Origin of the sequence: Mycolicibacterium aichiense (assembly GCF_010726245.1) — a bacterium.
GTDB classification, from domain to species: Bacteria; Actinomycetota; Actinomycetes; order Mycobacteriales; family Mycobacteriaceae; genus Mycobacterium; species Mycobacterium aichiense.
The window spans coordinates 1,761,831-1,787,398 of record NZ_AP022561.1; the positions used below are offsets into that span (position 1 = coordinate 1,761,831).

A 25,568-nucleotide genomic window follows, 5' to 3' on the forward strand; every position below is an offset into this window, starting at 1 on the left:
GTTCGCCCTGCTGACCGGCCTCACCGGCTACGGCCTGTCGATGGCGATGATGGTGCGCGCCGGGCTCGGCCTCGATCCGTGGGATGTGTTCCACCAGGGGCTGACCCGGCACACGCCGATGACCATCGGGGTGGCCTCGGCGGTGGTCGGAGTCGTCGTACTACTGGCCTGGATCCCGTTGCGCAACAAGCCCGGCATCGGCACGGTTGCCAACGTCGTCGTCATCGCGGTGACCGTCGACGCCGGACTGGCCGTGCTGACCGCACCCGAATCGCTACCGGCCCGGGTCGCCCTGATGCTGGGAGCCGTGCTACTCAACGCGATCTCGACGGTTCTCTACGTGGGCGCCGGTCTGGGGCCCGGCCCCCGTGACGGGCTGATGACGGGAGTGGTTGCGCGGACCGGCGTTTCGGTACGTGTGGTGCGCACCGCGATCGAAGCCACCGTGCTCTCGGTGGGCTGGCTGCTGGGCGGCAGCGTGGGAGTCGGAACCGTCATCTACGCCTTCGGCATCGGGCCGATCGTTCAGCTGGTCCTTCATCTCACCCCGAAACCCGTCCTGGCCGCGAGCGGGTGGGCGAACATCCTCGAGAAGAGTCGAAAACGCAGCGACCCCAGGCGTGCCGATGCGGGTGAATACGGCACGATGGTGCAGTGCCCGATACCGCCGACGAGGTCGACCCCGACCTGCTGATCGACTTCCGGAAAGTATCGCTGCGCCGCGGGGGCCGGGTCCTGGTCGGGCCCATCACCTGGCAGGTCGAACTCGACGAACGCTGGGTGGTGATCGGCCCCAACGGCGCAGGCAAGACCTCGCTGCTGCGGATGGCGGCCGCGATGGAACACCCGTCGTCGGGCATCGCCCACGTGCTCGCAGAGCGGCTGGGCCGCACCGACATGGCCGAGCTACGCCAGCGGGTGGGGCTGAGCAGCGCGGCACTCGCGCAGCGGGTGCCCGACGACGAACTGGTCCGCGATCTGGTCGTCTCGGCCGGGTACGCCGTGTTGGGCCGGTGGCGGGAGAACTACGACGAGATCGACTACGCCCGCGCCGTGGACACGCTGGAGAGCGTGGGCGCCGAACACCTGGCCGACCGCACCTACGGCACCCTGTCGGAGGGCGAACGCAAGCGCGTCCTCATCGCCCGCTCGTTGATGACCGACCCCGAGCTGCTCCTGCTCGACGAGCCCGCGGCCGGGCTGGACCTCGGCGGCCGCGAGGAACTGGTGGCCCGGCTGGCCGATCTGGCCGCCGACCCCGATGCGCCCGCCCTGGTCCTGGTCACCCACCACGTCGAGGAGATCCCGCCCGGCTTCAGCCACTGCCTGATCCTGTCCGAGGGCCAGGTGGTGGCCGGTGGACTGCTGCGTGACACCCTGACGGCGGAGAATCTGTCCACCGCGTTCGGGCAATCGATTGCGCTGGATGTCATCGACGGCCGCTACTTCGCCCGACGCGTGCGGAGTCGCGCGGCCCACAGGAGGCGCTGATGAGCGACAAGCCCGAACCATTGCCGGTCCGGCCGGCGGCGACGGTCATGCTGATCCGGGACACTGCAGCTGAAGGTCTCGAGGTTTTTCTGATGCGCCGCCACAGCGCGATGGAGTTCGCCGGCGGGGTCATGGTGTTCCCCGGCGGAGGCGTCGACGACCGCGACCGCAACTCCGACATCGCCTGGTACGGACCCGGGCCGGACTGGTGGGCCACCCGGTTCGGCATCGACGAAGACCTCGCCGAAGCACTGGTATGCGCCGCGGCCCGCGAGACGTTCGAGGAGTCCGGGGTGCTGTTCGCCGGACCGGCCGACGATCCGGACGGCATCGTCGCCGACGCGTCGATCTATCGGGAGGCGCGCGGGGCCCTGGTCGACCGCAGCCTGTCGTTCTCGGACTTCCTGCGCCGGGAGAACCTGGTGCTGCGCGCCGACCTGCTGCGGCCGTGGGCCAACTGGGTCACCCCCGAGGAAGAGCGCACCCGCCGCTACGACACCTACTTCTTCGTCGGCGCCCTGCCGGAGGGCCAGCGGGCCGACGGCCACAACACCGAATCCGATCAGGCGGCCTGGACCAGTCCGGAGGCCGCCATCGAGGACTTCGCCGAGGCCCGCTCGTTCCTGCTGCCGCCGACCTGGACGCAGCTCGACTCGCTGGCCGGGCGCTCCGTCGACGAGGTGCTGACGCTGGAACGTCAGATCGTGGTTGTTCAGCCCAATCTTGCTGTGCACGAAGGTAATTGGGAGATCGAGTTCTTCAACAGCGATCGCTACAACGAGGCGCGCAACCGGCGGGCCCCGCAGGGTTACGGCGACTGAGGTGCGCGAGTTCGCCCATGTGCACGTCGGCGAGCAGCACCCCAAAGTTGGGGTGCTGCTGGTGTCACGCCCACCGACCAACGCACTGACCAGACAGACCTACCGCGAGCTCATCGACGCGGCCACCGAGGTAGGCGACCGCGCCGACATCGCAACGGTGATCCTGTTCGGCGGACACGAGATCTTCTCCGCCGGCGACGATGTCCCCGAACTGCGCACGCTGAACCGCGCCGAGGCTGAGGCCGCCGACCGGCTGCGCCGCGATGCGCTCGATGCGGTGGCGGCGATTCCCAAGCCGACGGTCGCCGCGATCACCGGCTACGCGCTGGGCGCGGGGCTGAGCCTCGCGCTGGCAGCCGACTGGCGGGTCAGCGGTGACAACGTCAAACTCGGCGCCACCGAAATCCTGGCCGGGCTGGTCCCCGGCGGTGGTGGAGCCGAGCGGCTGGCGCGCGCGATCGGGGCGGCGCGGGCCAAGGAACTGGCGTTCAGCGGCCGGTTCGTCGACGCCAAGGAGTCGCTGGCGCTCGGACTCATCGACGAGATGGTGGCCCCCGATCACGTCTTCGACGCCGCCGCGGCCTGGGCGGGCCGGTTCGTCGACGCCGAGCCGAGTGCACTGGCCGGCGCCAAAGCCCTCATCGACGGCCGGCTCGACGCCGGTGAGCAGGCGCAACGCTACGGCCAGGTCTTCGCAGCGGGTGACGGCAGTTAGGCTGCCCTGATGACGACGATCGACCCGGCCCCCCAACCGCACGCCACCGCGGAACAAGTCGAGGCCGCGCTGAAAGACAGCAAACTGGCCCAGGTCCTGTACCACGACTGGGAAGCCGAGAGCTACGACGACAAATGGTCGATCTCGTATGACAAACGCTGCGTGGACTACGCCCGCAACCTCTTCGACGCGACCGTGCCGCCCGAAGAGCTGCGTGAGCTGCCCTACGATCGCGCCCTGGAGCTGGGCTGTGGCAGCGGTTTCTTCCTGCTCAACCTGATCCAGGCCGGCGTGGCCCGGCGCGGCTCGGTGACCGACCTGTCGCCGGGCATGGTCAAGGTCGCCACCCGCAATGGGGAGAACCTGGGTCTGGACATCGACGGCCGGGTCGCCGACGCCGAAGGCGTCCCCTACGAGGACAACACGTTCGACCTCGTCGTCGGGCATGCCGTGCTGCACCACATCCCCGACGTCGAGAAGTCGCTGCGCGAGGTCGTGCGGGTGCTCAAGCCGGGCGGCCGGTTCGTGTTCGCCGGCGAGCCCACCAGTGTGGGCAACACCTACGCGCGGTCGCTGTCGACGCTGACCTGGCGGGTCGCCACCAACGCCACCAAGCTGCCCGGTCTGGAAGGCTGGCGGCGGCCGCAGGCCGAACTCGACGAATCGTCTCGCGCCGCGGCGCTGGAGGCGGTCGTGGACCTGCACACCTTCGACCCCGACGACCTCGAGCGAATGGCCCGCAGCGCCGGCGCCGTCGACGTGTCGACCTCGACGACGGAGTTCACCGCCGCGATGCTCGGCTGGCCGCTGCGCACGTTCGAGGCCGCCGTACCGCCCGGCAAACTGGGCTGGGGCTACGCCAAGTTCGCCTTCAACAGCTGGATCGGGCTGAGCTGGGTGGACGACAACCTCTGGCGCCGCGTCGTGCCCAAGGGCTGGTACTACAACGTCATGATCACCGGGGTCAAACCGTCCTGACCTTCGGGCGCGACGACGTCACCTACCTCACCAGTGACGCCGGTGTGGCGGCGCTGGCGGAGGTCGCCTGCTATCGGCTGACCGACGCCACCCGGCTCGCCGACACCGCCGCAATCCGCGACCGGTTCGCCGAGCGCAGTATGGCGCTGGTCGAAACCACATTGTTGCGCCGCAAGGCCGTCGCCAAACTCGGCGACCTGGGCGACGTGTCGCGGTGGTTGTTCACCGACGACGCGCTGCAGCAGGCCACGGCCGAGCCGGTGGCCCGGCACCGGGCCGCCCGGCTGGCCGGTGCGGTGGTGCACGACGCGACCTGTTCGATCGGCACCGAGCTGGCCGCGTTGCGGTCCACGGCGGACGTGCTCGTCGGCAGTGATGTCGACGAGGTGCGCCTGGCGATGGCCCACCACAATGTGCCGGACGTGGCGCTGTGCCGTGCCGATGCACTGCGCCCGGTGAGCCGAGACGCCGTGGTGTTGCTCGATCCGGCGCGCCGCTCGGGCGGGCGTCGCCGCTTCGATCCCCGCGACTATGTGCCACCGCTGGACGCGCTGTTCGACGCCTATCGCGGCCGAGCCACCGTCGTGAAGTGTGCGCCCGGAATCGATTTCGATGCGGTCGCGGAGTTGGGTTTCGAGGGCGAGATCGAGGTGACTTCGGCCGGCGGTTCGGTGCGGGAGGCCTGTCTGTGGTCGCCCGCGCTGGCCACGCCGGGAGTGCGCCGCCGGGCCTGCGTGCTGGACCGCGGCGAGGTGGTCAGCGACGCCGACGCCGACGACTGCCCGACCCGCCCCGCCGGCCGCTGGATCGTCGACCCGGACGGGGCGATCGTCCGCGCCGGTCTCGTCCGCCAGTACGCGGCAAGGCACGGGCTGTGGCAGCTGGACCCGGAGATCGCGTACCTCAGCGGCGATCACGTGCCCGCCGGCGTCCGCGGCTTCGAAGTGCTCGACGAGCTGCCGTTGCGGGAAAAGATTCTGCGCCAAGCTCTCTCACAGCGTGATTGCGGACAGCTTGAAATCCTGGTGCGCGGTGTCGGAGTCGATCCCGACGCGCTGCGACGCCGGCTGCGACCGGCGGGGCGCACTCCGCTGTCACTGGTCATCACCCGGATCGGCACCGGCGCGGGGGAGCGCTCAGTGGTCTTCCTCTGTCGAGCATCCGCCGCACATACCTAGCGCGGGTACGCTGGCGGCCAGCGGCGCCGGTGCCGTCTTCGAGCGCGAGGACTGTCGACGAATGCGCATTTCCCATCTGGCCACGATGCTGGTCTTCGGCGTGCTCACCAGCCAACACTCCATCGCGGTGGCCGGCGCGGCAACCGACTGCGTGGCCATGGGCGGAACCATGGAGGCCGGTAACGTCTGCCATGTCCACGCCGCCGCCTCCGGGTACACGATGGATCTGCGATTCCCCACCGACTACGCCGACGAGCAGGCCGTCCTGGACTACCTGACGCAGAACCGCGAGGGATTCACCAACGTCGCGCAGATGCCGTCCGGTCGCAATATGCCCTACGAAATGGACGTCACCGCAGAATCATTCACCTCGGGACCGCCGCCGGGCGTTACCCAGAGCGTGGTGCTGAAACTCTTCCAAGACGTCGGCGGTGCCCACCCGACAACCTGGTACAAAGCGTTCACCTACGATGTGGCACACCGCAAGCCGGTGACGTTCGAGACGCTCTTCCCGCCGGACGCCAAGGTTCTCAACACGATATTCCCGATCGTACAAACCGATCTCGAGCGTCAGACCGGGCTCACCGGCGTCATCGCCACCGGCGACGGACTGGACCCGTCGCACTACCAGAACTTCGCCATCACCGACGATGCGGTGATCTTCTACTTCGGTCAGGGCGAGTTGCTGCCGTCGGACGCCGGAGCCACCTCGGCCGCGGTGCCGCGGACGGCACTGCCGCCGCTGCAGCTCACCTAGGCCGGGTCGAAGCTGTACAACTGGCCGGCGCTGGTGGCGACCACGACCCGCCGATCCAGACCGACCGACACCCCCACCGGGAAGCCATCGGCCTGCGGCAGTGGATAGCTGTTGAGGGTGTGACCGTCAGCGGGGTCGAATGCCAGCAACGACAGTCCCGTCGGCGCGTTCGCGGCTACCGTGTAGGCCACGCCACCGGCCTGGCTCGACGTGCTAAGCGGTGTGACATCGTCGCGGCGCCACGCCACCTGGGCCTGATTGCCGGCGTCCTTGAGCGCCACCAGATGGGTATTGGGGCCGCCGCCGACGACGATCAGCCCGTCGGGTGACACCGATGGCGGAGTCTGCGGCAGAAAATCCAGCGGCACAGACCATTTCGGCTTGCCATCGGAGGTCTTCAATGCCCACAGTTTGCGGTCCCGGCCGGTGATGTACACGGTGGTCCCGTCGGCGGACGCCACCGGTGCGGCCAGCACACCGGCCGCGATGGCGTCGGAAGTCCACTCGCGAGTGAGCAGCGGGGTCTGGCCGGGGTGGTACTGCAGGCCCACGAGCGTCGACGCCTTGGCGCCGGGCAGCCACAGGCTCACGACGATCATCCGGGTCGCGGTGGCGTAGGCAGGGGGTGCGGCCACCGGGCACTGCGGCATCCCCTGGGCGCAATCGGTCAGCCCGCGGGCCGAATCGGTCGGGTCGAGGCCCTCGACGAGATCCAGCGGGGCGCCGCTCACGTCACCGCCGTGGGAATCGAACACCAGCACCTGCCCGAGGTGGGTGACCACAAGCAGCTGGCCGGCACCGAGAAACCTTGCGGTCGTGGGCATTCCGATCACGTTCTGGCGCCAGCGGATCCACTGCGTCGGCGGGTAGGACTGCATCATGCCGGGCTGCCCGATGAACAGATTGTCGAACTGGTCGAACAGCGGGCTGGCGAATCCGCCACCGAGCACCATGCGGGTGCACCACCGTTGCCTGCCGTTGTTGTCGTTCTCCCACACCATCAGCGAACAGCCACCGGCGGTCTGCCCGTTCGCCGCGAGGTAACTGCCGTCACCCAGCGCGGCGCCCGCACCGAGTTCGCCCTTCACCGAGCGGCTCCACTTCAGCCGGAGCGCCGAGGCGCCGCCGGTGCTGGTGTAGCTGCTGTTGGCGGCGTCGGCGTACTGGGCCGACCAGCCGTGCGCCGCGGTGGACTGAACCCACGAGTCCGTATTGCCGCAACCGGCCAAGCCGATCACGACCAGCGCGGCCGACGCCAACGCGAGCAATCGCCGCAGCACTCGTGTCACCTTCCCATCACGCCATCGCGCCCTTGTGTCAGTACAGGCGAGGGTAACCCGCGCCGAACCTCTACTAGGCTCTCAGGCCATGACGACGATGTGGGGATCGCCGCTCCACAAGCGGTGGATGGGCTCGCGCCTGCGGGATCCGCGGCAGGCTCGCTTCCTGACCAGGGACTCGCTGCGCTGGGTCATCGCGAACCGGGCGTACACGCCCTGGTACCTGGTGCGTTACTGGCGGCTGCTGAAGTTCAAGCTGACCAATCCGCACATCATCACCCGCGGGATGGTGTTCCTCGGCAAGGACGTCGAGATCCACGCCACCCCCGAACTGGCGCAGCTGGAGATCGGGCGCTGGGTGCACATCGGTGACAAGAACACCATCCGCGCCCACGAGGGCTCGCTGCGGTTCGGCGACAAGGTGGTGCTGGGCCGCGACAACGTCATCAACTGCTACCTGGACATCGAGCTGGGCGACTCGGCGCTGATGGCCGACTGGTGCTATGTCTGCGACTTCGACCACAAGATGGACAACATCGAGATGCCGATCAAAGACCAGGGCATCGTCAAGAGTCCGGTGCGGATCGGGCCGGACACCTGGATTGCGGCGAAGGTGACGGTGCTGCGCGGCACGACCGTCGGCCGGGGCTGCGTCCTGGGCGCCCACGCCGTGGTGAAGGGCGACATCCCGGACTTCTCGATCGCGGTCGGCTCGCCGGCCAAGGTCGTGAAGAACCGTAAGCTCGCCTGGGATACCTCAGCCGCGCAGCGCGCCGAACTGGCGGCGGCGCTGGCCGACATCGAACGCAAGAAAGCGTCCCGTCTAGAGGCGTAAGTCATCTCTCCCCGGGTCTTTGGGCACTATCTTCGGGCGTTCGTCCGGGGTTATGCCAAAGACGTCCATTCAATGTCTTCATCGGGGAGGGCACTGTGAAGATCTCCAATTCCATCAAGGCTGTACTGGCCATCGCGTTGAGCGCACTCATCGCGCTGGCGGCCGCGCCGTTCTCGGCAGCGGCCGACTATCCCATCGTCGGCAAGTTGGGCAGCGCGCTGACGATGACCGACAGCGTCGGCCAGGTCTCGTTGAGCTGGAAGGTCAGTGACCTCAAACCCAGCAGCGACGTGATGCCCGGTTACCCGGTGGCCGGCCAGCTGTGGGAGGCGACCGCGACCGTCACCGCGATCAGCGGCCCGGTCACGCCGGCCATCTCGCAGTTCAACGCGGTCGCTCCGAATCAGGCGGCGTACCGGGTGCTGTGGATGGTGGCGGCGCCATCGAACATCAGCGGTGCCACGATTCCGCAGGGCGCGACGGCGACGGGCAAGATCCATTTCGACGTCACCGGGCCCGCTCCGACCACGGTCACGATGAACAACGGCATGGAGGACCTGCTGATCTGGACGCCGTAAGCCCTCAGCGCCCCGGCAGGGCGTGCTCGACGATCGGCCGGCGCGGTAGGGGATCGCGTTCGTGGCGCTTGGCGGCCAGATACACCTGAGCGGTCTCGGCTGCAACGGTGTGCCAGTCGAAGTCGGAGTTCAACCGCTCTCGCGCGGCGATGGCCCGTTGCTGCGCGGCGACCGGATCGTCGAGGACGCGACGCACGGCCGCTGCCAGCGCGGTGACGTCGCGCGGCGGGAAGGACACCCCGGTCTCGCCGTCGATGACGGCTTCGCCGAGACCGCCGGCAGTGGAGGTGACCAGCGGGATGCCCGCCGCGGCCGCTTCGAGCGCGGCGATGCCGAACGGCTCGTAGTGGCTGGGTAGCACCGCGGCGTCGGCGCGGTGCAGCAGGCGCAGCAACTCGTCGTGGTCGACGCGGCCGGCGAAGTGAACGCACTTGAGCACCTTGTGCTTTCGGGCCACTTCCACCAGCCAGTCCTGCTGAGTGCCGTCGCCGGCGATCGTCAATGTCGTGCCCGGATGGGTACGCCGGATACGCGGCAGCGCCGCGATCGCGTCGTGCACGCCCTTCTCGTATTCGAGCCGGCCGATGAACAACAGCTCCGGCGGGCCCGGTGAGGCTTGTCGGGACGCGAAGGGCCAACGGCTGGAATCGATTCCGTTGCGGATCACGACGATTTCGGCCAGGTCCGGGCCGAACAGCTCGGCGATCTCGTCGGCCATGGACGCCGAGCAGGCGATCAGCGAATCCGACTCCCGGACGAACCAGGATTCGACCGCGTGCACCTGGCGGCTGATCTGGCCGGACACCCAGCCGGAATGCCGCCCCGCTTCGGTGGCGTGCACGGTGGAAACCATGGGGACGTCAAAGAATTCGGCCAGCGCGATCGCCGGATGCGCGACCAGCCAGTCGTGAGCGTGCACGATATCGGGCTGCCAGCCCTTAGCTTGCAGGGTCAGCCCGGCCCGAATCATGGCATGGCCCATGGCCATCGTCCACGCCATCATGTCGCGGCCGAAGTCGAACTCGTGCGGGTCCTGCGCTGCGGCGATCACCCGCACGCCCTCGTGCACCTCGTCGGTGGTGGGGTGGGTGCTGGGATCGGTGCCCGACGGACGCCGGGAGAGCACCACGACGTCGTGACCGTCGGCGGCCAGCGCGGTTGCCAGCTGGTAGACGTGACGCCCCAGCCCGCCGATGATCACCGGCGGGTACTCCCACGACACCATCAGGATCTTCATCGGGGCAGCCGCCGGGCGTCGAGTGCGCCGAACAGCCCGTCGGCCCGGTTCCAGCCCGCGGCCAGCCGCTCGGCGGCGTCGCGGCGTCCCGACGCCAGCGCGTCCGAGATCTCCCGGGTGGCATGGGCATGCAGATGTGCGCGGTAGCGCGCGTAGTCGGCCGCGGAGTCCTTGCTGACCATGAACGGCCAGTCGCTGGACACCGTCAGCAGCGTCTCGCGCAGGATCTGGTCGGCGACGACATCCCGGCTGGGCGCGGTCCCGCGGTGTGCGAGTGCTTTGTCGACGGTGGTCAGGGCGGTGTCGACGACCTCGGTGTTCAGCGCGACGATGTCGGCCACCTGCTCGCCGGCCCAGACCTGCCAGTCCTTGCCGGATCCCCATGAGCTGGGCGGCAATTCGACGGGCGTGCCGACGAATCCCGCGGACAGTGCATCGCTGAGCGTGCCGACCCGGACGCCGGCTTCGGGCAGGGCGCCCAGCAGCCGCTCGAGCCAGATCGGACCCTCGTACCACCAGTGCCCGAACAGTTCGGTGTCGAAGGCGGCCACCACGTGCGCGGGACGGCCGATGCGCTGCGACTCCGAGATCAACCGCTGCCGGACGACCCCGACGAAGTCGGCAACATGGGCGTCGATGGCGTTGTCGGCGCGCTGCGGGTCGTAGGGGGCTTTGGCCCCCGAGTCCACGTTGCGGCCGGTGACCCGGGCGGGTTTGAGCCCGGTCAGATGGTCGTAGGTGTGGAAGTCCCGGTACGCGGCATGGCCGGGGTAGCCCGACTTCGGCGACCACACCCGGTAACTGACCTGGAGGTCGCGGCCGAACGCCACCACGTCGGTCGTTCCGACCGGCCGGCCCAGTGTGGTGTCACCGTGCAACGACGGACCGTCGACCATGAAATGCCCGACTCCGGCGGCGGCGTAGTCGTGTTCCATGCCTGGGGCGTAAGCACATTCGGGTGCCCAGATGCCTTGTGGCGTGTGCGCGAAGCGCTGACCGGCGTCGGCCAGGCCCTCGCGGAGCGCGAATTCGCGCAGCCGCGGATTGAGCAACGGCTGGAACGGGTGAGCCAGCGGGCCGCCCAGTAGTTCGACGGTGCCGGCGTCGATCAGTTGGCGCAGCAGCGGGCTGGCGCCGTGCCGCCACAGCGTGCTGAAGTCATCGAGGGCGCGCCCGGCCTCGTCGTATTCACGAATGCCGAACTCGCGCAACGCTTCCGGGGTCGTCGCGGTACCGGCGCCGGCACCGGTCGGGGTACGCAGGGTGGCTGCCTCGAGAGCCCGTAGTTGCCAGTTGGCCAGCCACCGGTGCATGCCGTCCAGGCAGTAGGGGTCATCGAGCTGCGCGGTGACCACCGGTGTCATGCCCAGGGTGAGCACGCCGCGGCGGCCTTCGGCGGCCAGCGTCCGCAGCACCCGCATCAGTGGCAGGTAGGCCGCCGCCCACGATTGGTAGAGCCATTCCTCGCCGACCGGCCAGCGGCCGTGGTGAGCCAGCCACGGCAGGTGGGTGTGCAGGACCAGGGTGAACTGGCCGGGTATTGACTCCAGGCTCGTCCGTTGATTCGCTCCGCGAGCGTCGCTCATGCGCGCACCGCGATTGCCACCAGATCCAGGCTGTCGTCGATATTGCGCTCGGCCTCGTCGAGTACATCGAAGTCCGCACAGCGCACGGCGGCCACATCGGCCAGCAGCTCGCCGGACCAGGGGGCGTCGGCCACTGCCCGCTCGATCTGGGCATTGATGATCGAGCCGCCGTGGCGTTCATCCATCGCGGTCAGGGCCGGCCCGTGAAACACGCCGCTCATCGACTGCAAGGTGAAGAAGCCGCCGTCGGTCAGCAGCTCGGCAAGTTCGGCCGCGTTGAGTTCGCGGGTGTGGAACGGGTTGACCGGGGTGTCCAGGCCGGGAGAGAAGGTGATGCGATTGGGCGTCGACATCAGCAGCAGGCCGCCGGGCCGCAGCACTCGGGCGCATTCGGCTACGAATTGTGGCTGATCCCACAAGTGCTCGATGACCTGGAAGTTCACCACAACGTCAACTGAAGCGTCCGGCAGCGGCAAGGCCGCCAGATTGCCTTCGACGACGTCGACCCGGGGGTAGCGGGCCGCCACGTGGGCCACCGTCGCCGCGTCGTAGTCCACGGCCACCACCCGGTTTGCCACCGATGCGATCAGGTCGGCGCCGTACCCCTCGCCACAGCCCGCTTCCAGCACGTCACGACCTGCGCAAAGATCCAGCAGACGGCGGTAGACCACCTCGTGGCGGCGAAACCAGTAGTTCTCTTCCGCCAGCCCGGGGATGGTCCGCTCGCCGGTCAGCGGCAAACCGCTGTCACCTGCGTCAGTCACGAATGCGCTCATTGCAAGGCAGGCTAACCCGAAGTTGGCGGTTCGCGAACTGCTCGGTACCGATGGGCTGCTAATACACAAACTTCGACCAGCTATGGTGATCGTGCGAACCACTCTAAGTTACCCATCGGTAACATGATGTGTGTTGCGGAATGACCAAAAGTCTTGCGACCTTTTCTGGCCGCAGGACGCCTGCCAGGAGGACGTAGAAGACTCATGACGAACATCGTGGTCCTGATCAAACAGGTCCCAGACACGTGGTCCGAGCGCAAGTTGTCCGACGGTGACTACACGCTCGATCGCGACGCTGCCGATGCCGTGCTGGACGAGATCAACGAGCGTGCCGTTGAAGAGGCGCTGCTGATCAAGGAGCGCGAAGGCGACGCCGCGGGCACCGTCACCGTGCTGACCGCCGGCCCCGAGCGCGCCACCGAGGCGATCCGCAAGGCGCTGTCGATGGGTGCCGACAAGGCCGTACACCTGCTGGATGACGGCCTGCACGGCTCCGACATGGTGCAGACCGGCTGGGCCCTGGCCCGCGCGCTGGGCGCCATCGAAGGTACCGAGCTGGTCATCGCCGGCAACGAGGCCACCGACGGCACCGGCGGTGCGGTCCCGGCCATCATCGCCGAGTACCTCGGCCTGCCCCAGCTGACGCACCTGCGCAAGGTGACCGTCGAGGGCGGCAAGATCACCGGCGAGCGCGAGACCGACGACGGTGTCTTCACCCTCGAGGCCTCACTTCCCGCGGTCATCAGCGTCAACGAGAAGATCAACGAGCCGCGCTTCCCGTCCTTCAAGGGCATCATGGCCGCGAAGAAGAAGGAAGTGACCACCCTGACGCTGGCCGAGATCGGCGTCGAGGGCGACGAGGTCGGCCTGGCCAACGCCGGCACTTCGGTGCTGTCGTCCACGCCGAAGCCGCCGAAGACCGCTGGCGAGAAGATCACCGACGAAGGCGACGGCGGCAGCAAGATCGCCCAGTACCTGGTCGCCCAAAAGATCATCTAACTCCTCCCCGGACCATTCGAAAGACAAAGAGGCTGAACAGCTATGGCTGAAGTACTTGTGCTCGTCGAGCACGCCGAAGGTGCGGTGAAGAAAGTCACCGCCGAGCTCATCACCGCCGCCCGTGCCCTGGGCGAGCCGTCGGCTGTCGTGATCGGTGCCCCCGGCACTGCCGCGCCGCTCGTCGACGACCTCAAGGCCGCCGGTGCGGCCAAGATCTACGTCGCCGAATCGGACGACGCCGCGGGCTACCTGATCACCCCGTTCGTCGACGTTCTGGCGTCGCTGGTGGAGTCGGCCACTCCGGCCGCCGTGCTGCTGGCCGCCAACGCCGATGGCAAGGAGATCGCGGGCCGGCTCGCCGCCCGGACCGGCGCCGGTGTGCTGTCCGACGTCGTCGAGGTCAAGGAAGGCGGCAAGGCCATCCACTCGATCTTCGGTGGCGCCTTCACCGTCGAGGCCCAGGCCAACGGTGAGACCCCGGTGATCACCCTGCGTCCGGGTGCCGTCGACGCAGCGCCCGAAGCCGGTGCCGGCGAGCAGGTGACCGTCGAGGTGCCCGCACAGGCCGAGACCGCCACCAAGATCACCAAGCGCGAGCCCGCCGTTGCCGGCGACCGCCCCGAGCTCACCGAGGCCAGCGTTGTGGTCTCCGGTGGCCGTGGTGTCGGCAGTGCGGACAAGTTCTCGGTGGTCGAGGAGCTGGCCGACTCGCTGGGTGGCGCCGTCGGTGCATCGCGCGCCGCCGTCGACTCCGGCTACTACCCGGGCCAGTTCCAGGTGGGCCAGACCGGCAAGACCGTCTCGCCGCAGCTGTACATCGCGCTGGGAATCTCCGGTGCGATCCAGCACCGCGCGGGCATGCAGACGTCCAAGACGATCATCGCGGTGAACAAGGACGAGGAAGCACCGATCTTCGAGATCGCCGATTACGGCATCGTTGGTGACCTGTTCAACGTCACGCCGCAGCTGACCGACGCGGTCAAGTCCCGCAAGGGTTAATCACGTCAGGAAGGCCCCCGGCACCGATTTTCCGGTGCTCGGGGGCCTTTCGCTTTTATTGGTCATCGAGCGTGCACGAACACGTCACGCTGGCGTTGACATCCCGCTGAACGCCTCAGCAACCGTTCAGGTATGAGCACTGCCTCCGTACTCATAGCCCCCGACCGGAACGAATCCGCCGCCTTGCGCGGCCCGCGCTACTCACTACTGCTGTCCACCGACCCCAGCCTGATCGACGCGGCCCAGCGGCTGCGGTATCAGGTCTTCACCACCGAACCCGGGTACACATTGGCCGCCGACGGCGACGGCCGTGACGCCGACCGGTTCGACGAATTCTGCGATCACCTGCTGGTGCGCGAGGACACCTCCGGAGAGATTGTCGGCTGCTACCGGATGCTGCCGCCGCCAGGCGCGATCGCCGCCGGAAGCCTCTACACCGCAACCGAGTTCGACGTCAGCGCCCTCGACTCTCTGCGCCCGTCGCTGGTGGAGATGGGTCGCGCGGTGGTGCGCACCGACCACCGCAACGGCGCCGTGGTGCTGCTCATGTGGGCCGGCATTCTGGCTTATCTGGACCGCTGCGGCTACGACTACGTCACCGGATGTGTCTCGGTGCCGACGCACTCAGAAGACCCGGCGGGTGCACCTCCTGGCTCGCAGATTCGCGGGGTGCGCGATTTCGTGCTGCGCCGTCATGCCGCCGCCGCTGAGCACACGGTGTACCCGTATCGGCCGGTCGTGCTGGACGGTAAGGGTCTCGACGAGATCGCACCGCCGGCCCGGCCGACGATCCCGCCGCTGATGCGCGGCTACCTGCGCCTGGGCGCCCGGGTCTGCGGGGAACCCGCACACGACCCCGAGTTCGGCGTCGGCGACTTCCCGGCACTGCTGGACAAAAGGCAGGCCGATACGCGTTATCTGACCAGGCTGAGGTCGGTGTCGGCGGCCAGCGAGATGGCCGACGGAGTCGGGGGGACGGCATGACGGTGACCGAGCACGCGTGGCTGCCGCGCGCGTTGTGTGACAGCAGTTGTGTGCGCGCCGGCGGTGCCCCGCCGTCGCGGCGGCTGGTCGCGGCGGTGCGGGCGACCTACCGCATCGCGGCGGCACTGACGCTGCTGATGGTGGTGCCGTTGCTCGCGGTGCCGCTGCCGGGGCGGGGCCGTGTCCAGCGGCTGTATTGCCGAACCTTCCTGCGCTGCCTCGGTGTGCGAATCACCGTGTCGGGCGGGCCGATTCGTAACCTGCGCGGCGTACTTGTGGTCAGCGGCCACGTCTCCTGGGTGGACACCTTCGTCATCGGATCGGTACTGCCCGGGGCGTTCGTCGCACGTGCAGATCTCATCGACTGGCCTGCCGTCGGCCTTGCGGCGCGGATCATGAAGGTCATCCCGATCGATCGCGCCAGCCTGCGCCGGCTGCCTCAGGTGGTCGCGACGGTGGCCGAGCGGCTGCGCAACGGGCAGACCGTCGTCGCCTTCCCGGAGGGGACCACCTGGTGCGGCCTGGCCTACGGCCAGTTCCGTCCGGCGATGTTCCAGGCCGCCGTCGACTCCGGCCGGCCGGTGCAGCCCTTGCGGCTGACCTACCACCACCGCGACGGGCGACCGTCGACCGTGACGGCGTTCGTCGGCGACGACTCGCTGTGGCAGTCGCTGAGCCGCACGGTGCGGACCCGCGTCACCGTCGTCGACGTCGAGGTGGCGTCCCTGGAGTTGCCGGGTACCGATCGGCGGGAGCTGGCGGCCCGTTGCGAGGTCGCGGTGCGTGGCCAGATCGCCCCGCGCTTCCAGCACAGTCACGCCCTGGCGGGCTGATATCGGCGCCGAACGTCACTCCAGAGTCACGTTCGGCGCCCAGCGTCACGCAGGCGTGACGTTCGCCGTGGCAAGGAGCCTGCGCGCCTGCCGGTATCCTGGACGGGCTATGAGCCCGACCGACGGTCCGGTGTATCTCGACCACGCTGCCACCACCCCGATGCATCCCGCTGCCATCGAGGCGATGACGGCTGCGCTGGCCACCGTCGGCAACGCCTCCTCGCTGCACACCGCAGGCCGCGACGCCCGGCGGCGGATGGAAGAGGCCAGGGAGACCATTGCGGCGCGCCTCGGTGCCCGGCCGTCGGAGGTGATCTTCACCGCAGGCGGCACCGAAAGCGACAATCTGGCGGTCAAGGGCATCTACTGGGCGCGGCGCGACGCCGACCCGGCCCGCCGCCGCATCGTGACCACCGCGGTCGAGCACCACGCCGTGCTCGACGCCGTCACCTGGCTTGCCGAGCATGAGGGCGCCGAGGTGACGTTCCTGCCCACCGAACCGGACGGCTCGGTGACGGCCGGGGCGCTGCGCGAGGCGCTGACCCAACACGATGACGTGGCGCTGATCACGGTGATGTGGGCCAACAACGAGGTCGGCACCATCATGCCGATCGCCGAACTGGCCGCCGTGGCCGCCGAGTTCGACGTGCCGATCCACAGCGACGCCGTCCAGGCGGTCGGCCACATCCCGGTGGACTTCGCCGGCTCCAACCTCTCGGCCATCAGCCTGGCCGCGCACAAGTTCGGCGGTCCGACCGGTGTGGGCGCGCTGCTGCTGCGCCGGGCGACCGCGTGCGTCCCGCTGCTGCACGGCGGCGGCCAAGAACGCGATGTCCGCTCGGGCACACCGGATGTCGCGGGTGTGGTCGCGATGGCGGCGGCTGTCGATGTCGCCGTCGAATCTCTGGACGCCACCGGCGCGCGGCTGCGCTACCTGCGGGAGCGTCTCGTCAAAGGGGTGCTGGATTCGATCACCGACACCGGAGTCAACGGCGCCCTGGGTGATCGCCGGCTCCCGGGCAACACCCACTTCACCTTCCGCGGCTGTGAGGGCGACTCGCTGTTGATGTTATTGGACGCCAACGGAATCGAGTGCTCGACGGGATCCGCGTGCACCGCCGGAGTGGCGCAACCCTCGCATGTCCTGTTGGCCATGGGTGCCGACGCCGACGCCGCCCGTGGATCGTTGCGATTGTCCTTGGGTCACACCAGCACTGAAGCCGACGTCGATGCGGCGTTGCGGGTGCTGCCCGCCGCGGTCGAGCGCGCCCGCCAGGCCGCGCTGGCCAGTTCGTCGATGGGAGCGCTGCGATGAGGGTGCTGGCCGCGATGAGCGGCGGCGTCGATTCGTCAGTGGCCGCCGCACGGATGGTCGACGCCGGCCACGAGGTCGTCGGCGTGCACCTGGCGTTGTCGCGACAACCGGGCACCCTGCGGACAGGTTCGCGCGGCTGCTGCTCCAAAGAAGATGCCGGCGACGCCCGCCGGGTTGCCGACGTCCTCGGAATCCCGTTCTATGTCTGGGATTTCGCCGACAAGTTCGCCGAAGACGTGATCGACGACTTCGTCTCCTCCTATGAGCGCGGCGAGACCCCCAACCCGTGCGTGCGCTGCAACGAGAAGATCAAGTTCTCCGCATTGGCGGCCAAGGCCCTGGCGTTGGGCTTCGATGCGGTGGCCACCGGGCACTACGCCCGGCTGTCCGAGGGCCGGCTGCGCCGCGCGGTCGACGTCGACAAGGACCAGTCCTACGTGCTCGGCGTGCTGACCGCCCAACAGCTGCGCCATGCGGCGTTCCCGATCGGCGACACCCCCAAGCCGGCGATCCGCGACGAGGCCGCGCAGCGTGGGCTGTCCGTCGCCGACAAGCCCGACAGCCACGACATCTGCTTTATCCCCTCCGGAGACACCCAGGCTTTCCTCGGCGCCCGGATCGGTGTGCGGCGCGGAGCCGTCGTCGACGACGCCACCGGTGCGGTGCTCGCCGAGCATGATGGCGTGCACGGTTTCACCATCGGCCAGCGCAAGGGCCTCGGCATCGCCGGCCCCGGACCGGACGGCCTGCCGCGGTACGTCACCGCCATCGACGCCGAGTCGCAGACGGTGCGGGTGGGGGCGAAAGAAGACCTCGAAGTTCAGTCGCTGACCGGCATCCGCCCGGTGTTCACCTCCGGCGTCGCGCCGGCCGGCCCGGTGGAATGCGAGGTGCAGGTCCGCGCCCACGGTGGCGTGGTCCCCGCCGTCGCCGAAGCCGTCGGCGACGAGCTGCGCGTTTCGCTGCGGGTACCGTTGCGCGGTGTCGCGCCGGGGCAGACGCTGGTGCTCTATCGGCCCGACCCGGCCGGTGACGAGGTTGTCGGCAGCGCGACGATCAGCCGCCCGGAATCTTGTTGAGAATATTCGTCATCACGATCTCGGGCACCGACTCGGGGAACGTGCAGAACGTCACTTCCACCAGCACCGACGCCTTGAGCCGGTAATCGCGGCCGCACCGGGGAAGTCGGGTGCTCAGCGAGTCTGCGTCACCGTCGACATCGCCGACCAGGCCCGCACCCATCGGTCCGTCGGCGCAGCGGTGCACGGCGGTCGAGAGGGTGTTGAACGTCTGCCGGGCGGTGGACTCGTCGCGGTAGGACGCCGCGGCTTCAGAGATCAGTGCGCGCCGCGGCGGGTACTGGAAGCTGGTCTTGTGGAAGTCCTCGACGTCGGTGCCGAAGGTATCGGTTTCGAGGAACAGAAAGCGGCAGTCGCGGGGGACCAAGTCGGCCAGCGGATCGACGTCCACCATGGCCTTGCCGTCCATGCTGGGGATGATCGTCACGTCCTGGCCGCCGCCGGTGATGGCCTGAATTTGCTGCTGGCTGAGCATGATTCGGTCGACGTCGACGACCCCCGGCGGGGAGGACGACGGCTCGCCGAGGGCGCGCAGCGGCGCCCCGTCGACCCACTGGGTGCAGCCCGTCAGCAGCATCGCGGCAGCGCAACAGACGACCGGAGCGCGCACCCTCATGTCATCACGGTAGGCCCCCCGGGCGTGCGGTGTTCGGGGTGCGTCCAATACGGTTGCCCGGTGAGTGATTTCGCGGCAGCCACCGGCATCGGCTCGTGGCCGGGTTCCGCCCCGCGGGAGGCCGCCGAGATCATGGTCGGGGAGTTGCACCGACTGCCGCACCTGGTCGAACTGCCGGCCCGCGGGGTGGGCGCCGACATGATCGGCCGAGCCGGTGCGCTTCTGGTCGACATCGCCATCGACACCGTGCCGCGCGGCTACCGCATCGCCGCCCGGCCGGGTGCTGTCACCCGGCGGGCGAAGAGTCTGCTCGACGAGGACATCGACGCGATCGAGGAGGCCTGGGAGAAAGCCGGCGGCCCCGGCTCCGGACGGCCCGTCAAGGTACAGGCACCCGGTCCGGTGACACTGGCCGCCCAGCTCGAGCTTCCCAACGGACACCGGGCGCTCACCGATGCGGGTGCGGTGCGCGACCTGGCGTCGTCGCTGGCCGAGGGAGTGGCCAGGCATCGTGCCGAGGTGGCTCGCCGGCTCTCGACGACGGTCGTCGTGCAGTACGACGAGCCGCTGCTGTTCGCCGCGCTGGCCGGCCGGTTGACCGGGGTGACCGCCATGAGCCCGGTGCATCCGGTCGACGAGGTGGTGGCAATCGGTCTGCTCGACGAGTGCGTGGCCGCCGCAGACACCGAGGTGATGTTGCACAGCTGCGCGGATATGCCATGGAATGTCTTGCAGCGCAGCGCCATCCATGCGGTCTCGGTGGACGTGAGCACCCTTGGTGATGCCGACTTCGACGGGTTGGGCGAGTTCCTCGACTCGGGGCGGTGCGTGGTGTTCGGTCTGGTGCCGACGAGCGCACCCGCGAAGCGACCGTCGGCCGAGGAAGTTGCTGCCGCGGCAGTGGCGATCACCGACCGAATCGGGTTCTCCCGCAGTTCGGTTCGCGACCGCGTCGGCATCAGCCCGGCGTGCGGCCTTGCCGGGGCCGACGCCGCGTGGGCCCGGGTCGCGATCGGGCTGTGCCAGCGGGCGGCGGACGTCGTCACCGACGATCCCGACGCGATTTAGCCGGGTAGTCGCCTCGCGGGTGACCGCGCTGTCCAGGACGGCGCCGAACGCCGCGGCCGCGATGGTGCCGATCGCGTACTCGAAAGGCTCGGTTTACACCGTCTGAGAGAGCGCAACACTAACGCTCGGCCTACTCCCCACGGAGGTTTCTTCTCGCTGCGCCGAGGATTTCACTGCAGAGCTTTTCGACTTCGTCGACATTTAGGGTCGATTCACTACCGATGCGAACCTCCGCGTCATCAATCTCCTCTTGCAACTCATCAAAACGCTTTGCCGACCCACCGCCACTGTCGATCATGGATTCCAGCTCCTCCTGGAGGTATTCGAGGTACCCCGCCTGGCTAATGACTTTGGTGTGCTCGTGGCTTAGCAGCTTGCTCAGCGCTGCAACCGGCTTGGTTACGGATTGGTCTGCGTAGGCCAGCAGGCTCGCGCCCGCTCCTCCGTAGAGGTCTCTACCGATCGCGCCGAACTCCATCAGGACTTGGACCCGCCGTCGACCATCACGACGAGTGTCGGATGGCGATGGGCCACCAGGCGGATCCACGTCGGCCGCATCCTTGAGACGCTGGCATTTGGTCACGATTTCAACTAGCGCGGCACTCTTGGCCTCCCAGACACGTTTCTCGAAGTCCAACTGCGACTCGTGTTTTCGGTCTCCGCGCTTCATTAGAGCGTTGACCGCTTGCGACGTAATCGCAACGAACGCAGTGCCACTGATACCGGCAATAGCCACCCAATCAGGCAAGGAGACCTCTTTCCGATCACTGTTCCGATGACCGACTTCACGGTAACCACGAGATCCGACCAATTCGTGACGGACATAAACACGAATGCTCCATGTCGCCCCTAACCACGGGTTAAGTCCGAGCAGGCCCGAAATGTGGATGACACGCCCGAGAGCCCAAAACGCCGCGACACGCCGCAAGACTTTTGCTCCACTACCCACATCCGGGAAGGCACCCAGCTCACACGTGCCCTGAGCTGCAGATAGCTATTGCTGAGAAAATCAAGTTGGCCGGTTATCCACAGGTTGTCCCGCGCAGTTATACACAAATGGCCCGGGCTATCCACAGACCATCCACAGATCGGCTAACAGCCTCAGTTTCCGAGGTCGGTTGGAAGTTCTAACGTCCGTCCTTATGAGTCAGGTATCCGGGAACGGGCAGGAGAGGTGCACAATGCGCGCGCCCTGTCCGGGCTGCGGATGCCGAGACGGATACATCCGAACACGAGGCGGCCAAGACACTGTTCGGTGCTCAGCTTGCGACCGGTATTGCTACAACGCTCCTCGCAGCGAGACGGGCCGTGAGACTCGCTCGCTACGCACTCGACCGACTATCAGCCCGTCGCAGCGTGCTCGGATCCTGATTCGGGATAACGCCACTTGCATCTTGTGCCACCGCCACGACGTGGACTTGGACATCGGGCATCTCGTGTCCGTCCGTGACGGCAAGGCGCGTGGGCTCAGTGACGACCAACTCAGGGATGACGCCAACCTGGCAGCCATGTGCACGGCATGCAACTCCGGCTTGGCGCATCGGTCATTACCCGTGCATCTCCTCGTCGCCGCACTGGTAGCAGCGATCACGCCGCGATCCAAAGGGGTTGGCTCAGCAAGCTGATGGTCCCCGGAGGGACCCTGTCCGCCTCCGGTTCTCGATCAGGCAGTAGCTAGGACGGGCTTCTAAACGCGGCGCTCAAACTGAACGCTCCGAACAAATTCGCCGCCCACCGACAAACTGTCTCGCGCCGCTAGGTGGAACTCATCGCGCGCTCGTCCTGCTTTCTTGAAGAGCGACTCGTACGTAGCCGGATCGGTTGTCTCCATTCCGGAGACAACCTTGCGTAGTTCCAGCACGGCGTCCTGCCAATCACGAGCGGCAACGATCGTCCGCCTATCGGCCAGTAGCTGCACCCCCTCGAAAGCTTGTGCTCGTTGTTTTTCGGCTTGATTCAGGAGCGGCATCCCCTCAGCCAGGTCGAGTGCAGGCTCATCCATACGGCCGAGGTTGATCGACGCCGCCATGCGGTTGCATAGGTGCGCTTGTAGCTTCACAGCTTTCGCAAAGGCAATGAACTGCTCCTGACGACGCTCGTCCCATCGAGCGACCCGCTCACGTCGCCACTTCACGCGCTCATTGAAATAAGTCGCCAACCAACCCACGAACACACCACCCAATCCGGTGGCGATAGCCCAAGCCGAGTTCATGCCCCCAATGGTTGCATCCCCCAGGGGGGGACCCCTCTACCCCGGTCCTCGACCGGTCGGTTATGCGGCCGAGCCATCGGGTGAGGCTCGAAACCTGATCTTTCAACGCCCTGACCAGCGGTGTTCGGCAATCCGCAGGTCGCAAGCGACCCCAAACCGGCCCTCAGAGGCCAGAAACGAGGCTCAACGTGGCTGAAAGACGCCCGAAGATGCCCACCGGTCTCGGCACCGAGGGCAAGAAGCTGTGGAGAGAAGTTGTCAACACGTTCAACGTGATCGAGGAACCGCACAATCGTCGAATCTTGTTCGACGCCTGCAAGACCGCCGATCTCATCGATCGGCTAGACGAAGCGATGAACGGACAAGAGCTGACCGCTAGGGGCTCGATGGGCCAACTGGTGATTCATCCCCTGATCGCTCAGGCCCAATCGGCCAGAACCCTACTCGCTCAGCTGCTGACGCGACTCAACTTCGCACCGCCCGAGGAGGACTGACGTGGCAATGCCACCGACACGGCGCATCAAGCGCGGACCCAAGACGCCCGCTGTGGATGCTGGCGCTCTGTCCGTGCGGTTAATGCAGGACCGACTTACAGCCTCGGCTGCCGGTCGCAGGCAGGCATCGGCCGACGACGCAACCACACTGTGAGCCCGCCTCGCCGAGGCGATCGCACGACAACAGAACGGAAAGCCCGAACGATGAGCTACGCAACCGCTGCTGACGTAGCCGCGCTCCTGGCGCGGGAACTGACCACCGAAGAGACGGCTCTTGTGAACCGCCGGCTCGAACAAGTCGAGCGAATGATCTCGCGCCGCATACCAGATCTAGCCGACCAGATCGCCGCCGAGCACCTGGACGAGGCCGACGTGATCGACGCAGAGGCCGAGGCCGCCTATCGGGTGATGAGGAATCCCAAGGGGCTTTACAGCGAGCAGGATGGTTCCTACGGCTATCAACTGTCGCGTGAGGCTGCCGACAACAGCCTCCGCGTCACGGCCGAGGAGTGGCAGACGCTCGGCATCCGACCGAGCAAGATGTTCTCGATTGCTCCGCGTCTGGGAGGCTCGGCGTGAGCCTCCTGCGCCGTGGGACAGAGATAGTCACGGTCTACCCGGAAGAGACAGTCACCGACTCGGACGGAAACAAGTTCACCCGAGCCGGTTCGGTTGGGGTCGTCGTCAAGGCGTCCCTGCAACCGATCAGCTCGACTGAGAACGCCGACGGTGGATTCCATGCGGACACCCGCTATCGGTTGCGGCTGGCGGGCGGATGGCCGACCGGAGGAGGCATCCTCGGGGCTCAGGCGCAAGTCGAATGGCGAGGCAAGCGCTACTCGATTGAAGGTGACGCGATGATCTACACCGGGAGCCGTCAGACAGCTCACGTCGACTACCTCATCTCCCGTCGATGATGTTGAGACCAGCGTCACTAGCTGCTTAGGTCAGCATGGGGGCGTCCGGCATCATGCGATGGAATCGACTACCTCGCGCCCGCAGGAAGTGTGCTGCGAGCTACCTGGCGGAGCTGAGGAGCCCTCTCGCTATGGTCGATAACCGTTAGCCAGAACTCGTTACAACTCGGTTCCAGGCTGTTGAGTTCGCTGCAGCGGATGCTGGCTGTGATTACGCTGGTCTCATCGGGGTAATCGGAGAATCCTGCTGTCCCCGGGATCTGGAGGATACGCTCGCGAAATGCCCCACGCGGTTCGTCTATCGGTGACTTTGGATGAGGAGATGTTGACCCGGAACGGTGTGACCGTGAGCCACCCAGCGACGCCGGACGCTGCCCTTCCCGCGTGCACGGATCTGGCCGAGCAAATCAAGGGACGCTTCCTGATCAAGTACCTCCGTTCTGGCGATCACAAGCGATATTCCTCGCTTACCGGGATCTCTCATTATCCCGGTAAGCACTACTTGACGCCCACTGTTCTTTGCACAGAGACGGTCGTGAGCGCGCTGAACCTTCCGACCAACCTGGCTACACCTCGGTACGCGCTAATCCTCGACCCAGAGAAGTTGGAAGCGCACGGCCCACGGCGAGTGCGAGGGGGAGGCGGCGCGGTCGAGTATCTCTTACTTAATGGGTTTCCAGCCGACGCGATTCTTCCTCCAGGCTGGCCCGTGGAGGTGAGGTAACGATATGTACGCATCCGATTTGATCGAGCGCCTCGACCCAGGCGCGCTCGAGACAGTTCAGAAGGAAGCCGAGTCGAAAGGCTGGGATGTCATTTCCTGGGGCGTCGACGCGCACGACGCCCTTGAGTACACCGTCCACCGGCGAGAAGGTGAGAAGGATCAGTTCGTGAGCCTCTACCTGCTCGCCAACCCTGATCACTCAACAGACTTCGCCCTTGAGTACCAAGTCGAAGGTGAGAGCGACAGTCGCAAAACGCAACTCGCAGGCGGAAACCTTAAGAACTTCTCTGGCGAAGACTTCGCGACTCTCTTCGAACGTGGCTTAAGCATCAAGTCAGTCGATCTTTCAGCTCTCTCACCGTTGCTCGCCGCAGTCGGCGCAGCGGACCTCGCTCTTGAGCGAGTGAACGAAATCATCGCCACGCTACGGACGACTGACGCCGGGAACTTGGTAGGTATCGGCCAGCTTCGGAAGCTTTCGGAGTCCTATCGCTTATCAGCGCTCGAAACTTTCGACGACCTGACGAAGCGGGGTGAAGCAGCTTTCGGCGGCGTACTCATGGCGATCGAGAAGATGGCTCCCGTAATGGAGATACAAACCGACTCCCGCGGTGGTTCGGCGCCTAGAGAGTCGGCGGACATCGAGCGCACCTATGCATTCAAGAAGGCTCCAGCCAAAAAGGCTCCAGCCAAGAAGGCTGCAGTTAAGAAGGCTGAAGCCAAGAAGTACGCGCCGGCGAAAAAGTCGCCTGCAAAGAAGCCTCCAGCGGCTGCGAAGCGCACTCCGCGAAGGTGATTCTCGGTCGAGTTGCCTCGGCAAGTTACGCGCCGAGTCGGGTTAGATAGTCGTTGAATCAGAGCAGCAGTTGTCGAATCGACCGTCGACCCTAGGGAAAGCGCGGTGTAATCTTCAACTGCCGAGCACTCGACAGTTGACATCCTCGCGTCGCGGGCGATGCCATCGCCGAGGACCCCGAAGCGATCGAGCCACATAGCAGCCGATCCAAAATTTGCGTATCGGACTACTCATAGCACTGGCCGCTGCTGCCCCTAGCGTTCCAACCAGCGGAAACGCCGCGGCGGGTCGAGACTGGGG

Annotated in this window: 27 protein-coding genes; 20 read left to right on the forward strand and 7 right to left on the reverse strand. The window is 67.1% G+C overall.

Going from position 1 to position 25,568, the window contains the following annotated elements:
• Nucleotides 1-40 precede the first annotated feature (40 nt).
• The 7 genes from yczE (at nt 41) to G6N32_RS08530 (ending at nt 5,940) form a co-directional block, all read left to right on the forward strand.
• Entirely contained in the window at nt 41-694 is a 654-nt protein-coding gene (yczE, locus tag G6N32_RS08500; RefSeq protein ID WP_232077746.1) for a membrane protein YczE, read from the forward strand.
• On the forward strand, nt 655-1,491 hold the full coding sequence (locus tag G6N32_RS08505) for an ABC transporter ATP-binding protein (RefSeq protein ID WP_115319220.1): 837 nt from the start codon (nt 655-657) through the stop codon (nt 1,489-1,491). Before yczE ends, G6N32_RS08505 begins: the two co-directional genes overlap by 40 nt.
• Nucleotides 1,491-2,312: an NUDIX hydrolase gene (locus G6N32_RS08510; protein WP_115319221.1), complete on the forward strand. Its 822-nt coding sequence runs from the start codon at nt 1,491-1,493 to the stop codon at nt 2,310-2,312. The genes G6N32_RS08505 and G6N32_RS08510 overlap by 1 nt, the downstream gene beginning before the upstream one ends.
• A gap of 1 nt (nt 2,313) precedes the next feature.
• Nucleotides 2,314-3,027: an enoyl-CoA hydratase gene (locus G6N32_RS08515; RefSeq protein WP_115319222.1), complete on the forward strand. Its 714-nt coding sequence runs from the start codon at nt 2,314-2,316 to the stop codon at nt 3,025-3,027.
• A gap of 9 nt (nt 3,028-3,036) precedes the next feature.
• The gene (locus G6N32_RS08520) at nt 3,037-4,005 is read left to right on the forward strand and encodes a class I SAM-dependent methyltransferase (RefSeq protein WP_115319223.1); all 969 of its coding nucleotides are present in this window, start codon (nt 3,037-3,039) and stop codon (nt 4,003-4,005) included.
• On the forward strand, nt 3,963-5,183 hold the full coding sequence (locus G6N32_RS08525) for a THUMP-like domain-containing protein (protein ID WP_232077747.1): 1,221 nt from the start codon (nt 3,963-3,965) through the stop codon (nt 5,181-5,183). Before G6N32_RS08520 ends, G6N32_RS08525 begins: the two co-directional genes overlap by 43 nt.
• Before the next feature lie 61 nt (nt 5,184-5,244).
• Complete coding sequence (locus G6N32_RS08530) at nt 5,245-5,940, forward strand: esterase (RefSeq protein WP_115319225.1); 696 nt, start codon at nt 5,245-5,247, stop codon at nt 5,938-5,940.
• Here the strand turns inward: G6N32_RS08530 and G6N32_RS08535 are convergent.
• Entirely contained in the window at nt 5,937-7,199 is a 1,263-nt protein-coding gene (locus G6N32_RS08535) for a BamB-related PQQ repeat family beta-propellar protein (protein ID WP_172507307.1), read from the reverse strand. The genes G6N32_RS08530 and G6N32_RS08535 overlap by 4 nt on opposite strands.
• Nucleotides 7,200-7,308: 109 nt before the next feature.
• Here G6N32_RS08535 and G6N32_RS08540 point away from each other — a divergent pair, with 109 nt between their 5' ends.
• Both G6N32_RS08540 and G6N32_RS08545 read left to right on the forward strand, forming a co-directional pair.
• Nucleotides 7,309-8,055 (forward strand): acyltransferase, encoded by a 747-nt coding sequence (locus tag G6N32_RS08540; protein ID WP_083116693.1) that lies wholly within the window; start codon nt 7,309-7,311, stop codon nt 8,053-8,055.
• Between the two features lie 95 nt (nt 8,056-8,150).
• A complete protein-coding gene (locus tag G6N32_RS08545; RefSeq protein ID WP_115319226.1) occupies nt 8,151-8,633 on the forward strand; it encodes an MPT63 family protein in 483 nt (160 codons plus the stop codon).
• Between the two features lie 4 nt (nt 8,634-8,637).
• Here G6N32_RS08545 and G6N32_RS08550 read toward each other — a convergent pair whose 3' ends face one another.
• From G6N32_RS08550 to G6N32_RS08560, 3 genes are read right to left on the reverse strand one after another with little or no spacing between them, the layout of a single operon-like run.
• Nucleotides 8,638-9,870, reverse strand: a complete 1,233-nt coding sequence (locus G6N32_RS08550; RefSeq protein WP_115319227.1) for a glycosyltransferase family 4 protein — start codon at nt 9,868-9,870, stop codon at nt 8,638-8,640.
• The gene (locus G6N32_RS08555; protein ID WP_115319228.1) at nt 9,867-11,456 is read right to left on the reverse strand and encodes a 1,4-alpha-glucan branching protein domain-containing protein; all 1,590 of its coding nucleotides are present in this window, start codon (nt 11,454-11,456) and stop codon (nt 9,867-9,869) included. Before G6N32_RS08555 ends, G6N32_RS08550 begins: the two co-directional genes overlap by 4 nt.
• Entirely contained in the window at nt 11,453-12,301 is an 849-nt protein-coding gene (locus G6N32_RS08560; RefSeq protein ID WP_410432644.1) for a class I SAM-dependent methyltransferase, read from the reverse strand. Before G6N32_RS08560 ends, G6N32_RS08555 begins: the two co-directional genes overlap by 4 nt.
• 135 nt (nt 12,302-12,436) lie before the next feature.
• On the opposite strand from G6N32_RS08560, the gene G6N32_RS08565 reads away from it, so the two are divergent.
• The 6 genes from G6N32_RS08565 to mnmA all read left to right on the forward strand — a co-directional run bounded on the left by G6N32_RS08565 (nt 12,437) and on the right by mnmA (nt 18,441).
• Nucleotides 12,437-13,231 (forward strand): electron transfer flavoprotein subunit beta/FixA family protein, encoded by a 795-nt coding sequence (locus tag G6N32_RS08565; protein ID WP_036339299.1) that lies wholly within the window; start codon nt 12,437-12,439, stop codon nt 13,229-13,231.
• 42 nt (nt 13,232-13,273) lie between these two features.
• Complete coding sequence (locus G6N32_RS08570; RefSeq protein ID WP_115319230.1) at nt 13,274-14,230, forward strand: electron transfer flavoprotein subunit alpha/FixB family protein; 957 nt, start codon at nt 13,274-13,276, stop codon at nt 14,228-14,230.
• 132 nt (nt 14,231-14,362) lie between these two features.
• Entirely contained in the window at nt 14,363-15,214 is an 852-nt protein-coding gene (locus G6N32_RS08575) for a GNAT family N-acetyltransferase (RefSeq protein ID WP_115319231.1), read from the forward strand.
• On the forward strand, nt 15,211-16,047 hold the full coding sequence (locus G6N32_RS08580) for a lysophospholipid acyltransferase family protein (RefSeq protein WP_115319232.1): 837 nt from the start codon (nt 15,211-15,213) through the stop codon (nt 16,045-16,047). Before G6N32_RS08575 ends, G6N32_RS08580 begins: the two co-directional genes overlap by 4 nt.
• Before the next feature lie 109 nt (nt 16,048-16,156).
• Complete coding sequence (locus G6N32_RS08585) at nt 16,157-17,362, forward strand: cysteine desulfurase family protein (RefSeq protein ID WP_115319233.1); 1,206 nt, start codon at nt 16,157-16,159, stop codon at nt 17,360-17,362.
• Complete coding sequence (gene mnmA / locus G6N32_RS08590; protein ID WP_115319234.1) at nt 17,359-18,441, forward strand: tRNA 2-thiouridine(34) synthase MnmA; 1,083 nt, start codon at nt 17,359-17,361, stop codon at nt 18,439-18,441. Before G6N32_RS08585 ends, mnmA begins: the two co-directional genes overlap by 4 nt.
• Here mnmA and G6N32_RS08595 read toward each other — a convergent pair.
• Nucleotides 18,419-19,057 carry a sensor domain-containing protein gene (locus G6N32_RS08595; protein ID WP_115319235.1) on the reverse strand — a complete coding sequence of 213 codons (639 nt, stop codon included), beginning with the start codon at nt 19,055-19,057 and terminating at the stop codon, nt 18,419-18,421. The two genes, mnmA and G6N32_RS08595, sit on opposite strands and share 23 nt — an antisense overlap.
• 60 nt (nt 19,058-19,117) lie before the next feature.
• Between G6N32_RS08595 and G6N32_RS08600 the strand changes: the two genes are divergently transcribed.
• Nucleotides 19,118-20,125 (forward strand): methionine synthase, encoded by a 1,008-nt coding sequence (locus tag G6N32_RS08600; RefSeq protein ID WP_115319236.1) that lies wholly within the window; start codon nt 19,118-19,120, stop codon nt 20,123-20,125.
• A 130-nt stretch (nt 20,126-20,255) separates the two neighbouring features.
• Here G6N32_RS08600 and G6N32_RS08605 read toward each other — a convergent pair whose 3' ends face one another.
• Both G6N32_RS08605 and G6N32_RS08610 read right to left on the reverse strand, forming a co-directional pair.
• On the reverse strand, nt 20,256-20,873 hold the full coding sequence (locus G6N32_RS08605) for a hypothetical protein (RefSeq protein ID WP_147292004.1): 618 nt from the start codon (nt 20,871-20,873) through the stop codon (nt 20,256-20,258).
• A gap of 939 nt (nt 20,874-21,812) precedes the next feature.
• Entirely contained in the window at nt 21,813-22,337 is a 525-nt protein-coding gene (locus tag G6N32_RS08610) for a hypothetical protein (protein ID WP_147292005.1), read from the reverse strand.
• A 209-nt stretch (nt 22,338-22,546) separates the two neighbouring features.
• Between G6N32_RS08610 and G6N32_RS08615 the strand changes: the two genes are divergently transcribed.
• The 4 genes from G6N32_RS08615 to G6N32_RS29240 all read left to right on the forward strand — a co-directional run bounded on the left by G6N32_RS08615 (nt 22,547) and on the right by G6N32_RS29240 (nt 25,268).
• Complete coding sequence (locus G6N32_RS08615; RefSeq protein WP_115319239.1) at nt 22,547-22,831, forward strand: hypothetical protein; 285 nt, start codon at nt 22,547-22,549, stop codon at nt 22,829-22,831.
• Between the two features lie 204 nt (nt 22,832-23,035).
• Complete coding sequence (locus tag G6N32_RS08620) at nt 23,036-23,410, forward strand: Gp19/Gp15/Gp42 family protein (RefSeq protein ID WP_115319240.1); 375 nt, start codon at nt 23,036-23,038, stop codon at nt 23,408-23,410.
• The gene (locus G6N32_RS08625; RefSeq protein ID WP_115319241.1) at nt 23,407-23,748 is read left to right on the forward strand and encodes a hypothetical protein; all 342 of its coding nucleotides are present in this window, start codon (nt 23,407-23,409) and stop codon (nt 23,746-23,748) included. Before G6N32_RS08620 ends, G6N32_RS08625 begins: the two co-directional genes overlap by 4 nt.
• A gap of 728 nt (nt 23,749-24,476) precedes the next feature.
• Nucleotides 24,477-25,268 (forward strand): hypothetical protein, encoded by a 792-nt coding sequence (locus tag G6N32_RS29240; protein ID WP_178059263.1) that lies wholly within the window; start codon nt 24,477-24,479, stop codon nt 25,266-25,268.
• Nucleotides 25,269-25,568 lie beyond the last annotated feature (300 nt).